At 33.8% G+C, this 16,568-nt stretch carries 16 protein-coding genes and 1 pseudogene; 12 read left to right on the forward strand and 5 right to left on the reverse strand.

All coding sequences use genetic code 11. The features are described from left to right. Positions 1-267 precede the first annotated feature (267 nt). From istA to EM808_RS27675, 6 genes are all read left to right on the forward strand, one after another. Complete coding sequence (gene istA, locus EM808_RS27650; protein ID WP_127742927.1) at positions 268-1,767, forward strand: IS21 family transposase; 1,500 nt, start codon at positions 268-270, stop codon at positions 1,765-1,767. After that, positions 1,767-2,504 (forward strand): IS21-like element helper ATPase IstB, encoded by a 738-nt coding sequence (istB, locus tag EM808_RS27655; RefSeq protein ID WP_412973764.1) that lies wholly within the window; start codon positions 1,767-1,769, stop codon positions 2,502-2,504. Before istA ends, istB begins: the two co-directional genes overlap by 1 nt. A 392-nt stretch (positions 2,505-2,896) precedes the next feature. After that, positions 2,897-3,400 (forward strand): DUF2716 domain-containing protein, encoded by a 504-nt coding sequence (locus tag EM808_RS27660; protein WP_127742929.1) that lies wholly within the window; start codon positions 2,897-2,899, stop codon positions 3,398-3,400. A 229-nt stretch (positions 3,401-3,629) separates the two neighbouring features. Beyond that, on the forward strand, positions 3,630-4,445 hold the full coding sequence (locus tag EM808_RS27665; protein WP_127742931.1) for a hypothetical protein: 816 nt from the start codon (positions 3,630-3,632) through the stop codon (positions 4,443-4,445). 176 nt (positions 4,446-4,621) lie between these two features. After that, positions 4,622-5,209, forward strand: a complete 588-nt coding sequence (locus EM808_RS27670; protein WP_127742933.1) for an SMI1/KNR4 family protein — start codon at positions 4,622-4,624, stop codon at positions 5,207-5,209. Positions 5,210-5,287: 78 nt separating this feature from the next. Further along, on the forward strand, positions 5,288-5,677 hold the full coding sequence (locus EM808_RS27675) for a hypothetical protein (RefSeq protein ID WP_127742935.1): 390 nt from the start codon (positions 5,288-5,290) through the stop codon (positions 5,675-5,677). Positions 5,678-5,878: 201 nt separating this feature from the next. Here EM808_RS27675 and EM808_RS27680 read toward each other — a convergent pair. From EM808_RS27680 to EM808_RS27695, 4 genes are all read right to left on the reverse strand, one after another. Further along, positions 5,879-7,002 (reverse strand): IS3 family transposase gene (locus tag EM808_RS27680; protein WP_127742937.1). Its coding sequence is split into 2 segments (ribosomal slippage): positions 5,879-6,756 and positions 6,756-7,002, totalling 1,125 coding nucleotides; the frame shifts between segments, so codons are not numbered across the junction. 457 nt (positions 7,003-7,459) lie between these two features. Next, entirely contained in the window at positions 7,460-8,794 is a 1,335-nt protein-coding gene (locus EM808_RS27685; protein WP_412758991.1) for a TrkH family potassium uptake protein, read from the reverse strand. Positions 8,795-9,041: 247 nt separating this feature from the next. Beyond that, the gene (locus tag EM808_RS27690) at positions 9,042-9,611 is read right to left on the reverse strand and encodes a hypothetical protein (RefSeq protein WP_127742939.1); all 570 of its coding nucleotides are present in this window, start codon (positions 9,609-9,611) and stop codon (positions 9,042-9,044) included. Positions 9,612-10,607: 996 nt separating this feature from the next. Further along, entirely contained in the window at positions 10,608-10,880 is a 273-nt protein-coding gene (locus EM808_RS27695) for a hypothetical protein (protein ID WP_127742941.1), read from the reverse strand. Positions 10,881-11,046: 166 nt separating this feature from the next. On the opposite strand from EM808_RS27695, the gene EM808_RS27700 reads away from it, so the two are divergent. After that, a complete protein-coding gene (locus tag EM808_RS27700; protein WP_127742943.1) occupies positions 11,047-11,874 on the forward strand; it encodes an STAS domain-containing protein in 828 nt (275 codons plus the stop codon). Positions 11,875-11,930: 56 nt separating this feature from the next. After that, positions 11,931-12,368, forward strand: a pseudogene (locus EM808_RS27705) (IS110 family transposase); the annotation flags it as partial. A 225-nt stretch (positions 12,369-12,593) separates the two neighbouring features. Here the strand turns inward: EM808_RS27705 and EM808_RS27710 are convergent. Then, positions 12,594-13,013 (reverse strand): MarR family winged helix-turn-helix transcriptional regulator, encoded by a 420-nt coding sequence (locus EM808_RS27710; RefSeq protein ID WP_127742945.1) that lies wholly within the window; start codon positions 13,011-13,013, stop codon positions 12,594-12,596. A gap of 101 nt (positions 13,014-13,114) precedes the next feature. On the opposite strand from EM808_RS27710, the gene EM808_RS27715 reads away from it, so the two are divergent. From EM808_RS27715 to EM808_RS27730, 4 genes are all read left to right on the forward strand, one after another. Beyond that, the gene (locus EM808_RS27715) at positions 13,115-14,101 is read left to right on the forward strand and encodes a YhdH/YhfP family quinone oxidoreductase (RefSeq protein WP_127742947.1); all 987 of its coding nucleotides are present in this window, start codon (positions 13,115-13,117) and stop codon (positions 14,099-14,101) included. Between the two features lie 410 nt (positions 14,102-14,511). After that, on the forward strand, positions 14,512-15,312 hold the full coding sequence (locus tag EM808_RS27720) for a leucine-rich repeat domain-containing protein (protein WP_127742949.1): 801 nt from the start codon (positions 14,512-14,514) through the stop codon (positions 15,310-15,312). A 202-nt stretch (positions 15,313-15,514) separates the two neighbouring features. Continuing rightward, positions 15,515-15,970, forward strand: a complete 456-nt coding sequence (locus EM808_RS27725) for a hypothetical protein (protein ID WP_127742951.1) — start codon at positions 15,515-15,517, stop codon at positions 15,968-15,970. A gap of 138 nt (positions 15,971-16,108) precedes the next feature. Then, a complete protein-coding gene (locus tag EM808_RS27730; protein ID WP_127742953.1) occupies positions 16,109-16,390 on the forward strand; it encodes a hypothetical protein in 282 nt (93 codons plus the stop codon). The last annotated feature ends 178 nt before the right edge of the window (positions 16,391-16,568 follow it).

The following is a 16,568-nucleotide window of genomic DNA, read 5'->3' on the forward strand; positions in this document are numbered from 1 at the left end:
GAACAGATGAACAGACAAAATCAGCATGGGATTAGTCGGCAACGGAACTATCGTAAGGACAATGATCCTGTAGGGCAGCATGACCGACATCCACCTTATGGAAAGGTTGAACGAAGGAATGTAGGAGTGTTTATTGCAAAATAAAAGTACAGAGGTTTGCGAGGAATTTGTGCAGAATCTAACTGCATAAAAAATAGGCTTGCCAGCCCCTAAAATATCCCCTACTGTATGGATTGAGAGATCACAACAGTGGGAGGACATGAAAGGATGCTAGCAATGCCTGAAGTTGATTATATCAAACATTTAAGAGAAGAAGAAGACTTATCAATAAATGAAATTGCAAGAAAAACTGGTTGTAATTGGAGGACTGTGAAGAAGTACGCTGATGGAGAAAGTTTTGAAGAAACCCTTAAGTTCACCAGAAGAGGAATGATGTACGAGGAAGGATTCGGAGAAATTGTTGATGATTGGCTAGAGGAGGACATGAAACTCAAGAGAAAAGAACGGAGAACCAGCAAGAAAATCTATGAAGATCTTAGAGATAACCTTGGTTTCAAAGGGTCCTATCGGACCGTATGTGAATATATCCAGAATCGAAAGCCCCAACTCAAAGCTGCCAAGATTGAAAGACATGAGCGTTTAGAACACCCTCCGGGTGAAGCACAGGTGGACTTTGGAAATATGACTGTCGTAAAAGATGGAGCATATAAAGATATCAAAGCCCTAATCCTGAGTTTTCCACAAAGTAATACAGGATTTGGTTACCCTCTTCCCGGCGAAAATACCGAATGTTTCCTTGAAGGGCTAAAGCAGTTGTTTCACCAGGCTGGAGGCGTGCCAACCTATTTACGTATAGACAACCTGGCAGCGGCAGTTATTTCAATTGGCAAAGGGGGTAAACGGACCTACACTGACGCATTTTTAAGGTTCAAATGCCATTACGGCTTTGAAGTGCAGGCATGTAACCCATCAAGCGGGCATGAAAAAGGCAATGTGGAAAAGAAGGTTGGCTATACGAGGAATAATCTATTTACAACAGCTCCGATAATGGAGAGTTTTCCCCAATTAGCGGACTGGATGAAGGAGGAAATGGAAAAGGATAGGCAACGTCTCCACTATGAAAAAAATGTGTTGATTGATGAGCTGTGGGAAGAGGATAAAAAGCATTTGAAGGCCTTGCCTTTAACGGATCTTTCGATTTACTCAGTGAAATCAGCAACAGTTAATAAATACGGGGAAATTGAAGTAGACGGTGATAAATTTGTTATCCACAAAGCGAGAATGAAACAAGCATTAGTTCTCAAAATGGAATGGGATCGATTCACCTGTTTTACAAATGACGGGGAAATTGTTTACCAAGAAGACCGGCCTTATATGAATACGACAAGCGTGATTCCCTGGAATGATATATTAATAGATTGGGAAAAGAAGCCACGATCCGTGAGGTATTCACGCTTTTTCAAGTATTTGCCGGAGAAGGTCCAAACGTATCTGACGATACGATCAGAGGAAACCAGATCCCGGGTGAAGGGGATAAAGAAATTATTAGAAAAGCATTCGCTAAATGATATTGATTCGGCCTTGGAATTGGAGGAACGGTTTGAAAGAGCTCCGCATGAACTGGGGTATATCCTGGAAGCCAAAGAAGCTACTTATCCAGAGAAATTAAACGAAGTGCACACGCCGGAGATATTGCTTAATTATGAAACCGATTTGCATACTTATGACAAGGTTCTATGTCCTTCCTTGGAAGGGTGTGTTTCCTGATGGCTGATTTAAAGGCTATTTGTAAGACACTCCACCTTGCCCATATTATCCAGGAATTCGAGGAAGTCCCTTTTGAAAGTAAAGAGCAATTTCTTCGTGATGTTCTATCAATTGAAGTCAATTCAAGGCAGACCACCAAAGTCGCCAGGCTGATAAAAAAGGCCAAATTTAGGGAACTTAAATGGCTTAGGGACTATGAGTGGTCCGAGCAGCAGCACTTGCCAGCGACAACCTCGAAAGAGGCAATCTGTGACCTCCGCTTTATAAAGGAAAAACAGAACCTACTGCTTATGGGAACGCCTGGCACGGGAAAAACGCACTTGGGAATGGCTTTGGGAGTAAAGGCTTGTGAAATGGGGTATGAGGTCCGTTTCTTCCGAGTAGCTGATTTAGTCGGCCAATTAGAGGAAGCGATGAAAGGAGGTTCTTTACACAAGATAAAACGCCAGATTGAGAAGTGCGATTTGCTTATACTAGATGAATTGGGATACGTCCCTTTTCAAAAGCAAGGATCAGAATTATTGTTTCACATTATTGCGGACTGTTATGAGCATAAGAGTGTGATTGTAACCTCTAATCTGGAATTTGGTCAATGGAATCGAGTTTTTGGGGATAATCGTTTAACTTCTGCCCTGGTGGATAGATTAGTGCATCACGCCCATATCATTGCGTTCACCGGGGAAAGTTACCGGTTGAAAAATGCACTTTCTTCAATCAAAACACAAGATGGAATTTAATGTAAACACTAGCTGCAAGCCTATGTAAATTTCGCTGCATTTTTCTGCACTTTTTGCTTGCAAAAAACAAATGTAGGAGCGTAGACTCTGTGAGACTTGGGAGGGTAGACCCCCGTAAGAGATGTGGACATCCATTGGTGCGTACATACCTATTTATCCAACTTTTTGAAATGAACCGAAGGTTGGCTAGTTTCTTGTGCTCATTTTCTTTATAAGATGCTTATTTATGATCTTTTCACACTAACCAAATCTATAAAGTTAAACAAGTTAGATAGCAATATGGAGAAAAACTGCGTATTTAAGAGATAAGTGTTTGTTTATTGAGGGAGGTTAGTTCAACAAGCAATGATATAATAATATTCAATAAAAGCATCGTAAAGGTGGCTAGACAAATGGAAAATTGGGTTGAATTATCTACATTAGAATATAAAGAGGTATGGGATAGGATATATGATGACTTTAATTTTGAACCAAGCATATCAAACTTCCCATCTTTTGATGTTCCCAAGCCATTTATAACTTATGATGTATCCTCATACATAAATTGGTCTGGAGATATAGATACTTTTAATGAGATGTATTCTGATCTAGAGGATAAGTCATTGCTAGTATTTCAAGAACTAACACAGAAGAATGAATATATGTATGCGTTAGATTGGCAGCATCCAGGTTATTGGATAAACCCCCGTTTAGAGTTTTCAAAAAGTGAGTTTGATGAATGGACAGTACCCATCTTTCCAAACGGTGATTATTACTTTTTTATTCATAAGAATTTTGAATGGGGATTATTGGGACACCCTTGGGAAAGAACCCTCACTGTTTTTGGAAAAGAATTGATAAAAGGTTTTGAAAAACATCAACCGAGAATGTTTCAAAAGATATTACGTCAGGGATAATTTAATTTTAGCTTTCCTTAATAAAAGGGAAGGCTTTTTCTTTATGTTGCAGAAGGATTCCTAACAATTTGCATTGAAATATTATATTTATTAGCAATTAATATACACCTTAAGACAATGTGTTAAAGGTATATTTTGTTATATATACTGATGCAGATATAATTAACTTCATCGTCTTTTTATGCAGTTCAAATACTTAATCAAACAAGATAGGGGTTTAAATTTAAATATGGTTGATAAGAAAGCAGTTAAAATACTCTTTAAGCGTTATTGGTCTACCACTGGATGGACAAATACCCAACTTAGTATAAAGGAATTAGACTACGCCAAAGAAGCAAGGATTATGTTCGAACCAATAGAACTATCCCATGATGAAATTATCCATAATGTTAATGAATTAGTAAATATATTAGATTTAAAGGAAATTATTGAACAATTCATTGCAAGTTTATCTACAAGAAGACTTGACCTTCGATCTGCTTTAGGGTCTTACATAGTCGGTAAGCATCTATTAAAACACACATTTACAGGGGCGGAAAGTTATTGTATTTATTGTGGATCATATAGTAGTAAAACCCAAGAAAGACAAGATTTAAATATACTTAACTTTGAAAGGTTTAAATGGGGTGGAATACGTCACTTAGACCCTTTATATATAGCCTTTGATTTGAATCAATACACAAATTCAGAAAAACTGGTACCTACCTCAGAAGATTATGAAATCTTGAATAAGATATTAATTGCTATAAATGAACTCCCTCCTGAAGGAAAAATAAGAGATTTGGAAAAAGCACTTACTAAAATTATTAAATCAAATAAAGAGGAAAGGGAGGTATTACTACAAATATTAGGTTATTGTTCTATATTATCAAATAAAGAATATCCAGGTTTTATTAATAAGTTTATTCCATTTGTTGAAAGGGAGGAGCCCAATCATTATAAAAATGATTGGACATATCCAGTTTGCTTTTGGACTGGTAAAAATGGATTGAATAGAGAAGCTTTAAAGATAATTTTTCCTAATGCTATAGAATCAGTAAATTGAAAAAGTATTTCCACCACTTTGTGAAGAAATGTACTTAGACCTTGGGGGCTTTACTTAAAAAAGGAAAGTTTTTTCTTAGATCTTATGGCGTTAAAGTGACAGGTTAATGAAAGAAGGAACCTATTTATAAATACCGAATTAGTAATTAAAAGAAGATAAATAGAGGGAAAAATAATATGAAAAAAATAATTGAAAAAGCGTTAAATTATAATGGACCAATCGAGCAGTTTAAACAGAGTGGGTTAACTATTATCTATCTTTCACAAGAGTTGAAAGAGGATAAGAAAATTGTATTTCCCGACAATGTTGCTCACTCATTTTTTTCACCAGTAACAGATGAATTAATCTTACAAACCGAAAAAGAGCACAATATTAAGTTTCCAACTATCTATAAGGAACTAATTAAAGTGAGCAATGGTTTTTCATTAGAAAGTGGATATTTAGCCTTTTTTGGACTGCCATTAGGGTTATGGAAAGGTTTTACTCAAAAGGAAAAAGCCTTTTTTTACCACGACATAATTCAAGTAAATAAGTCCCATGCTCCTAAGAAAATAACGAATAGATACTTTGTAATAGGCCAGGACTATGGTAATAATAATTGGTTCGGAATTAAGGATAATAAAATATTTGTTATTAATAAGTACGGTAAGCAGTTAGGAGAAATTGATTTTATTAACGAATGTATAAAATCGGTTGAGAAATATAATAGCAACTCTGATGAAACAATCGCTTATATTAAGGATTTATTTAAAAATAGAATTTAATCTTATTGTGCTAACGAGGGCGTTAATCCAGTAAGAATCAATGCTTCTTTATTGCTATGGTACTAATGTGGAAGGAGAGTGAGAGAAGGAATTTATGAAGTAAAACATCGGATAAAAAGAATTGTTAGTAAGGGGGTAAGAGATATTACAAAGCCTTTAATATTAAAAAATAAGACATACAATCAAATAAAAAAAATGGTTTCACCAATATATAAGGGAATAATTCCAAACTCTAATGAAATTGTTACAGGATTAATTTTTCCAGAAGAAATAATTCTATTGAGTGATGTTAGAAGAGCGTTGAAAAGAATAAATCAGGACAGTGAAATAAAAAGGATAGCTGTTGGTTATTGTTTTACGATTGAAGCACAACAATTATTAAAGGAATATAATTATAACACTTTTTCTATAAGTAATTTTGAATGGTCAGATGAACGTTATAAAGAAATTAAGGGTGGAAGTTCCTAATTGAGGAACTTCTTATTTATATATAAGTTTGTGAAAATATTCACTTAAACAAACGGGGGCTTTAACGCAATAAGGGGTGATTATATTTGATCTAATCACCCTAAGAGTTGAGGGGGGAAAATCAATCGACTCGTTTATATTCTGTTATGTCTCATTACCAAAGCAAGTACATTGGAATGTCAACACCAAACTGGACAACTTTTATAAGGCCTGTTTCTTGAATTCTACTGGCGTTAAGTAACCGAGTGTTCCATGAATTCGAATATGGTTAAACCAATGAACATAATCATTTAATTCCAGTTTTAGCTGTTCAAGAGAAGTAAAATGGGCTCCATTTGCGAATTCCGTTTTGAAGACTTTGAACATGGCTTCGGCGACGGCGTTATCGTATGGATATCCCTTTGTACTCAAAGATCTTTGAATCCCAAATGTTTCTAAAGCCTCGGAAAGTAGTTTATTATCAAACTCTTTTCCTCGGTCTGTATGAAACATTTGAATGGTATGCAAGTTACCTTTCATGCTTGCCAATGCTTTATATACCAGGTCAGCTGTCTTATTTGGACCAGCACTATAGCCGATAATTTCTCGGTTGAAAAGATCGACAAATAAGCATACGTAATGCCATTTTTTCTCAACACGGACGTATGTTAAATCACTTACAACTACTGTTAATGCTTCTTCTTGGTTAAATGGACGTTTTAACTCGTTTCGGGTAGGAGCTTCCTTACTGGATTGTTTATATGGCTTGTATTGTGCCACCGTATAATTCGATACCAAGCCTAGTTGTTTCATAATCCGACCGATTCGACGACGAGAAACGATCCAGTTTTGCTTCTTTAACTCTACTTTGAGTTTGCGGGTACCATTGTTACATCTACTTCCCTTAAAAATGCGTTGAATTTCACTGGAAAGCTCCACTTCTTCTCTTTCAGGGGCTTCTTTTTCGCGCAAATTGGCTTGATAGTAGTAACTACTTTTGGGTATATGGAGGACGTTACACATGGCTGATACTGAATATTTGTGTGTGTTATTTCGAATCACATTTATTTTCGTCCCATGATCAGCGCAGCTTGCTTTAAAATGTCATTCTCCATCATTAAGCGTTGGTTTTCTTTGCGCAATCTCATTAACTCATTCTCTTCCTCTGTACGATTATCTTTCGCAGAAAAGGATCCAGTTTCTTGATGATTTTTAATCCAACGATCTAATGCGGATGGTGTGATTTCATACTCTCGGCAGATATCCGCACGGGACTTTCCATTTTCATATAGCTTTACTAATTGAAGTTTAAATTCGGCTGTAAAAGTTCTACGTTGGCGCGGCATTGTACCAAGCTCCTTTGGGTTAGTATGTTTAGTGTACTAGCCCTTATAAATTCTGTCCAACTTAGGTAGCCGATTCACATTGTACAAATAGATGCATGAATAGATTGTTTAAGGGTAACTTAAAAAGGCAATTGTTAATCACCAATTTATTATTATGTTAGGGTTATGATATAGAAATAGAATCATAGACCAAGTGTGCGCTAAATTAACATAAACGCTTATATTTTCTTAACAATAAAAATGTCTAAACCCTTGGTATATATGGGATTAGACGTTTTTTTTATTATATCATATTTTCCATATAAGAAGGATTAACGCTTGTTTACTGCGTTAAACTGCGTATTTAAGAGATAAATGTTTGTTTATTGAGGGAGAGTTAGTATAAGTACTTATTTTTACAAAGTAAATAAATACTCCTCCAAATTAGGAGGAGTATGCTAGAGTTAAAGTATAAAAATTAACCAATCATAATTTTTTCTTCTGCATATTTATATGGCAATTTGTTATGTTTTTTTGCTAGCGCAAAGGCTATTGTAAGTGGTCCAACCCGTCCAATAAACATAAGAAGGGAAATAACAACTTTTCCAACTGGACTTAAGTCAGGGGTTATTCCTAACGACATACCTACCGTTGCAAAAGCCGAAATGACTTCAAATAGGATTACATTTAATGGTGCATCTTCTGTAAGGGTTAAAATAAACGAAATAAGTGAAACAATCCCTAATGAATATACTGTTATGGCGAATGCTCTGTATACCAATTCTTTGGGAATACGTCTTTCCATTATGTTTATATCATCATTTCCCCGAATTAAGTTCCAGACGGCGAGAAGGATTATGATAAAGGTTGTCACTTTAATTCCTCCAGCTGTCCCACCTGAACCTCCACCAATAAACATTAAAATCATCGTAACAAATTGAGTGCTCAGTGTTAATTCAGACATATTTAAACTGTTAAATCCAGCAGTTCTTGGGACTACTGCATGAAAGTATGCACCTAAAATTTTATCCTTCAAAGATAACGGCCCTATTGTACCAGGATTTTTAAATTCTAATACAAATAAAAGAATAGTTGGAAGAATGATAAGGAAGGCAGTAATCCATAAGACTAATTTTGTATGTAAAGAAAGCTTTCCTGAAAACTTTTTTCTCCAAATATCTAAGATAACTGTGTAGCCAAGTCCTCCAATAAGTAATAATGAAGTTAGAATAAAAACCACAGTAAAGTCTCCGGCATAACCGGTGATACTTCGATAGTCTCCCATTATGTCAAACCCTGCATTATTAAAAGCTGAGATGGAGTGAAATATACCATAATAGATAGAAGTGGGGAAACCAAAGTCAGTAGTCCAGCGAATGGCTAAGAACAAGGCGCCAATTGCTTCAAATAGGAAGGTGAAAAAGATAATAAACTTTACAAGTCTTACCATACCTTCTAGTGAAAGTTGATTTAACGATTCTTGAATCATCAATCTTCCCTTTAAACCAATGTTCTTGCCAAGGAATATTGCAATGATAACACCAATGGTCATAAATCCTAAACCACCAGTTTGGATTAAGAATAAGAGTACACATTGCCCAAAGACTGTAAAAGTGGTGCCGGTATCAACTACAACTAAGCCAGTAACACAAACGGCAGAAGTTGCTTCAAATATAGCATCGATAAAAGAAAGTTCATGACCATCATTCGTTGATATTGGTAACATAAGCAGAAGCGCACCAACAAAAATGAGTATTAGAAATCCAATAGACAATACTTGAGCAGGATTAAATTTTAATATTTTCCCCATCATATTTGTACCTTCTGGCTTTATTATTCTCACAATGATTCCTCCAATAATAATTGTATACACAAATGAAGTTTACACTTTTTTGAAACATTCTACAATTCCATCTAATTAGCCAATTAAGAAAAACAGTAGCTAGTACTTTCTAGCTACCGTTTTTTAAACAAATAAGATTCCTCACTAAGTTTGCTTCATTGAAAATTTGGTGTACTAATACTTAAAGAGTTGAATTTTGTATACGATCTGTACAGCTTTATTTTTTTGACGTTTGATTTTTAATTATAATGAATAATTTGGTTACCCAATAAGCTATGTATGCAACTGCAATATCAATTAGAAAAAGGTAAGTTAACTTCATTCCCTTATACATTATTAGCAGTTCTACTTTCTTTGATAAGTAACCAAAAGCATAAGCAAATAAAGCAGAGAGTATTATTGAATAAAGATAAAAATTTTTACCTTTATTAGAACAATATTGATATAAAAGCATAAAACAAACAGGTAGTAAGACAGCAGTAACAGTAATACCCATAGGAAGAAAATGTGTGAATCCATGGGGATGAATTAAGTAATTGTTTTGGGATAATAAGCTGTCAATATTGGACCAAGTAACATGAACTATTAACCCGAAAAAACAGAATTCAAATAAACGGTTTCTATCTATTTTAAAGTAAAGAATAGATAGGGGAATTAAAATTGACATGATATTAAACCAAAAATACCAAGTCTTCCAATTAGAATATTTCATCCAGTGATCAACGCGTAGTTCGCTAATTCTCTCTTTATATTCAAAAATAGAGAGAAGAATTTCTTGTTCGTTCAATAAAATCACTCCATATATAAATCATAATTTAATAATTATATTTTCCTGAAAGAGTCTTGCTTATGTGATAAACAGACCAAGATAGATCAATAAGGATTTGTTAAGACTATTTTTACCTAAATAAGAATTTTTACCGAATAGATGAATAAGTCTGAGTTGTAAGGGGATTTAATAATAAAAAAGGGTATAATATGATTTTTAATAGTATGTGTATTGCCATGGCTGCTTGGATACTTCCATCTTAATAATAATTCCGCTAGTTGGACCTTTTTTTTCAGTCATAGCATAAACTGTAAATGAAACGGTAAGATAATTAACGGCGAAGAGTCGAGTATTATCATCACCTTTTTTCTATATTTTTCCGTATGATTTAGTTTATAGATCTTAAAAAGCTAGCTATTTTTAAATATTCTATGGGGCAGGAAAGATTATTTTTAATGTAAGCAGTTTAAATCGAATATATTCTTTTAATTTAATTCTCTTAAATACTTAAGGATATTAATCCAAGTACGATTAATGCGCTTGTTTCTTTGTGTCTTCAGAATCGTGCAAAATTCCTTTTAAAAAAGTCCTATTACTAAATTTTGTGAAGGAATGCACTTAAACTTTAGGGGCAGCATTCCTGTAATAACCACTCTTATGTCACAATCGGGGCAGTTTAGCTATATAGTATTTGTAAAAAACGAAACCCTCACTTAGATAGTGAGGGTTTAACGTGGAAAGGAATAAATCCAATCAAACCTATTTTAACTTTCCCCACATGCTCAGAATTATTCTTTTTTCAATGGAATTAATAATAATACATACTGTGGTAGTTAAGTTTTATTAAAACAGTTGTTACAGCAAAGAAAAAAAAACAATGTCCCTAAAAAAAGCCGTATAACGTCTTTTTAATAGAAATATAAATTTTCATCGTCTGTTTCTAATTGCACGTCAGTGTCACCTATATAAATATGGCCATTCGTATGGAATTAACAACCTTTTGGAAAGTTTTCTTCAAAATTTACTTGAATCTGTTTCGAAATTCTGTATATTCTTAGCCAACTTTGTAGTTTGTTCTATCGAAACAACCTTCATATCTTGTCGTCTCATAAACACAGTATAACGAATTTCAGGCTCAGCTGCTGTTTCCATTTCTTCTTCTGTTGCTTCTCCAATAATAGTCCCTGGTGTAGGCATCATTGTGTAGATGGTTTCGTCTTCTTGAGACTCTGTTCCTGAATTATTTACTGATTTTGTACGATTAAACAAACTTAAACATGAATTCAACCCCTATATATATTTTGATATTAGCATAATTATCCCTATCTAACTATGTATAGAATATAGCGTTTGGAAATTTTTTGCGTAATAATTCCTTGGCTTATTCTAAGAGGTTTTTTGTTATAATTAAATGATATTTGTATCTAAAATAAAAAAATGAGGCGAGAAAAGGATGCATACATTAGAAATTTTAATGCAAGATATTGGTGTTGTTGTTAAAAGGAATAAAGAATTATTGATTAAACAAAAAAGTGATTTAGATTACAACCTCTATTCAAAGGAAGTTAACAAAGAACTTCAAACTTGGAGAGAGGAGCTTATTGATATCTTTATCAATTCCATATCTATTGACTTAGAAAGTCCCTATAACCACTTAACTCTTTGGGGAAATAAAGGGGTAAACTTATTGATTGAATTAAATCTATCCCTTGAAACGGGTATTGAAGAAGTTAGATTCTATCGTAATTCAATAGGTGATATAATAAAAACAGAATCTATCAGAAATAATGTATCTATCTCTGATTTCTACGAAATAATATCGAAATTCGATTCTATTGTTGATCAAGCTGTACACTTACTTAGCTTAAATTACTCTAAAATAAATTACGCTCGTATTAGTGCTGCCGAGATAACTGCGATGGAGTTATCCATACCAGTTATTCAAATTACTGAAAAAATGGGAGTCCTCCCATTAGTAGGAGATATAGATACTAAAAGATCTCAAGAGTTAATGGAAAAAGCTCTGAACTCCGCAGTTGAATTACATTTATCCCATATTTTTATTGATCTATCTGGAGTCCCAATTATTGACACTATGGTAGCGAATCATCTAATTAATGTTATAGAGGCCTTAAATTTGGTTGGAGTACAAGCAATACTCTCAGGATTACGTCCAGAAATTGCTCAAACAATGGTTCAATTAGGTATAAATATGGAACATATTATCACTTATTCAAGTCTGCATAAAGCAATAAAACACGTTCAATCAACAACCTATTAATAAAACAATAAGACCCTCATTCTATAGTGAGGGTTTTTTGTGCGAAAATTTATTGTGTAGCTCATATTCTAAAGGAGGAACAGATTAAGTTCGTCACGGTCAATCCTTTACACTTCAAGCACAGTAAGGAGCTAGACGATAACTCTCCAACTAAAAACGATGTAAAAGACGCAAAAGTCATTGCACAACTAGTCAAAGATGGTAGATACGCCGAACCAACGATACCACAAGAAGTTTTCGCGGAACTGCGTGTGGCTAAAAAATTACGCGATTTATTAAATGTAGACTTACAAATTGTGCAGGGACAGGTACACAACTGGATTGATCGATACTTTCCAGAGTTTTTTACCGTTTTTAAAAGTTGGGAAGGCAAGGCAGCTCTTCATTTATTAAACCTTGAAGCATTACCGGAAGAATTGGTTAGATATACAGAAGAATTACTTGAATACCTTAGACATCCACCTTATGGAAAGGTTGAACGAAGGAATGTAGGAGCGTAGACTCTGTGAGACAAGTTAGATAGCAATATGGAGAAAAACTGAGTATTTAAGAGACAAGTGTTTGTTTATTGAGAGAGCATTTCTGTAATAAGTGAAACCTTGCTTATAGTAGAAAAGTGGCAGTATAGTCAAATTAAAAAAGTCATGTTCACAAAAAATACCGTCAAGAAAGATAGACGGTATTTTATATCCTTGGTAAGAGGTTTTCATTATGGATAATTAAAAGTCGGATTTTATAATGGTTTCTAACGCCTTTTTTAATACATTTTGTTCGTTTTCTGACAAGTCTTGAAGCACCATAGTATTCAAGTTGCTGGTTGCAGATTCAATATTTTCCTTCATACCGTAAGATTTTGGTGTAGCCGTTACTAAAACATTCCTACGATTATTGGGATCTACCGAACGTTCTATCAAATCAGCTTTTTGCATTTTATCTAAAATCCCAGATACGGTAGGTGCTTCTAAAAATACCATTTCTCCAATTTTTTTAGGAGATAATCGCCCTTCTTTCCATAAACAATTAAGCACACCATACTGAGCTGGTGTTACACCGTATTCCTCCAAAAGCTTGCTAAAATATTTAAAAACTTTATTCTGACTTACACTAAGTAAGAAATTCATACAATTTTTTAATTCCATTTTATCTCCTCCATTTGACAATAACTATAATATCATGTTAGTTTTTGTTAAGAAATACTTTTGTTACAAAAATATTTTGATTCAAAAAGGAGAAGTTGATTTTGAATACATTCAAAGCAGTTGTTGTAAAAGAAAAACAAGAGCAAGTCATATTTGGTTTAGAGAATATTGATCTTGATAGTCTTTCTGACGGTGAAGTTCTTATTAAGGTGACATATTCGTCAATAAACTATAAGGATATGTTGGCAGTTCAAAAAAATGGAGGTGTCATTCGGAAGTATCCAATGATTCCTGGAATTGACTTAAGTGGAACTATTGTTCATACATCGGATAATCGTTTTACAGAAGGACAGAAAGTTATTGTTACAGGTTTTGATATGGGGATGAGCCATACAGGAGGATTTGCAGAATATGCAAGAGTTCCAGCAGATTGGATTGTTCCTTTACCAGAAAATTTAACTCTTAAAGATGCAATGATCTTTGGAACAGCAGGATTTACTGCTGCCCTATCCATCTTTGCATTAGAAGAGAAAGGTATGGATAAAAATAATAATCCAAAAATATTAGTTACTGGTTCAACTGGGGGAGTAGGTAGTATTGCTATTCAAATATTATCTAAAATTGGTTACAAGAATATCTCAGCATTGATTCGAAAAGAGAGTCAAACAGATGTAGCGAAATCGTTAGGTGCAACTAATGTCATTTTTGCAAGTGAGTTAGGAGAACAAAATAAGCCCCTTAATAAACAAAAGTTTGACTTTGTTTTAGATACTGTTGGTGGGGAGGTTGCTTCTGTATTAATTCCTCAAATCTCTTATGGTGGAAGTATGAGTATGTGTGGTAATGCAGGTGGGATAAAATTAACATCAACTGTGTTGCCGTTTATACTTAGAGGAATTAACCTTTTAGGGATTGATTCAGTAAATGTACCAATTAATAACCGTGGGTATATTTGGGGGAAAATCGCAGACGAATGGAATATTTCTAAAACTACACTAATAGATGAAATTACACTAAGCGAAATACCACAAACAATTGAAAAAATTAAAAATGGACAGCATTTAGGAAGAACAATTATAAAATTTTAATACCTAGTTTAACTTCTAAAAATTAATAAAGACGCTGTTGGATACCGCCAAATAAAAAGAACTGGATTTATCTAAAGTTCTTTTTATTGCGGTCCAAATTGGAGGAAATAGTACTATTGGTTATGGACAAACAAAAGATATTATATCTATATGAAGTACAAAAGGGACTAGTTTGTGAAAAGTTGTAATTAAACAATAGGGGGCTTTCCTTATATAAATGGGAAGTCTTTTTCTTATGTCGCTAAAAAGGGCAGCATTCCTGTAACAAGTGAAAACTCTCATTATGGGATAAACTGGAATGTTAGCTTAAGAAGAAAATGAAGTGAGTTATGCTAAAATTAAAACCTACGTATGCCTATTGTTGAGTGTCAAAAAAATGCTCATTATTTATTTCTTAATGGGGGATCGAAATGCTACTATTTCCTACTGGGAAACAACCAAAATTTATTAAGGACTTGAAAGACATTATAGAAGCTCCAAAAGAAATTGCATTAAAAGGAAATACTCAACACCTTGAGTATTTGAGTAACTTCGCTGAGATTGAGATAGTTTGGATATATTCTTTTAATCAAAAAGAATTTGACTTAATTATTAACTCCATCAATCCTAAAACATTATACATATATGAAATGCGAGTTGAAGATCTATCATCTATAGAACGGCTTAAAGACTTAGAACAGTTGTATCTTTGTTGGAATCCTAAAGCAAATAAATTATGGGATATGTCTAAAAATCCTAATTTAAAACACCTTTCCATTGAGGATTTTAAACGATTGAATCATATTGACCGACTCGAATCGTGTTATTTCTTACAAGAATTAAATTTGGCTGGAGGAATTTGGACAACTTTAAATATCGACACACTGGAACCTATCAAGCAGCTTCAGAACCTTAAAGTTTTGGGGTTATCAAACTTAAAAGTAAAAGATAATTCTTTAGAGCCTATATCGCATTTAAAGGGTTTAATGGAACTCAACTTATCGAATCAGTTCTCTACCGAGGAGTTTGCAATGCTGTCAGTTAAGCTACCTAAAACTAAATGTGAATATTTTCATCCTTACGTTAAACTGAAGGATGTCCCAACAGATGAAAAAGACATTATGGTTATTGGAAAGAGAAAGCCATTCTTGAATTCAACTAATGATATAAAAAAGCTACAAAAGTACGAAAAACAGTTTAAGGAGTTTCAAAAGAAATACGTAGTCACTTAAAATACTTCTTGTTTCAAATAGGGCATTATTTCTTCTTGGAGGATTAATGCCTTGTTTCTTATTTCTCTTCTGTAATTATAATGCCAGTATTCCTGTATTAAATGAAAAAATAGCTTATGGAAGAAAAGAGGGAGGGTTGTTCAAGAGGAGTTTTTGGTAAGGTAGTTGAATATTAATAAAATTATTGTCCTTGGAGGTTCTTATGAAAAAATACGAGAAGATGGTTGTATCCATTAATGATTCCGATTTTAATTGTTATGCAAATAAAGGGGATTGGCTTTACAAGGCCAATGATAAAGATACAAAAAATGGACTGTTTCGTTTACCGAAAGATATTCATTTCTTTGTTTCCTTAAATGAGGATCGGTTACCATCTGAAATTGGTGTTGTTAAGAAAATTGATGGTTATATAACCGCACATGAGCTAGCGGTATTAGATTACTCTTCTAGAAAGAAAGATATAAATCAACTCAATGATAATATTATTAGTGAATATGAATGGTTTCTGGAAAAAGTAAATGCATTTCCTGAACATACCCCTGTGGCATTAACTTGGTTAGAGAAGGTATTTCCCCAAAAAATAAAGGAACTAAGACTACATAAAAAGTTTTTCACTGGAATGTCTAGAGAAGAGAAGGAAGAACTGTTTCAAAATTAAGAATGCACAAACGTGGCAGCATTCCTGTAACAAATGAAAACTTGGCTTATGGAATAAACATGCTGATTAGTGATATAAGGTTAAGGCTAATTTGTTAATATATTAAATAAAATGAATTTATTTAGAAGGTGTTTGATTATGTTTTTAAAAAAGAAAAAATTTTATGTATGTTCTGTTTGTGGTTTTGCCAGGTTAAGAGGTCCTTTATATAACAAAGATGGGTTACCTGATATAAGCCTAATTTGTGGCTGTTGTGGGTTTCACCCAGGTTATGATGATGATGAATTAGGATATTCCTTTGAGACTTATCGTAATGAGTGGATACAGAATGGCATGGAATGGTTGAGGGAGGAAGAAAAGCCAACAAATTGGGATCTGAATAAACAATTGAGTAATATCAATGTTTCTTATAAAGGCTAACGGGGTGTAATCTTGAAGTAGATGGAGAGAACCTTTTTAATGTCACAAACAGGGCAGCATTCCTGTAATAAGTGAAAATGGGATTTGAAAGAAAAAAGACCTCTTGATAAGATAAATGTGTCCTCAGCTGGCCAGCTAAAAGGGACAAAATATCTACTCGGAGGTCTCACTATGAATT

Source organism: Niallia taxi, from assembly GCF_004005475.1.
Lineage (GTDB): Bacteria > Bacillota > Bacilli > Bacillales > Cytobacillaceae > Niallia > Niallia taxi.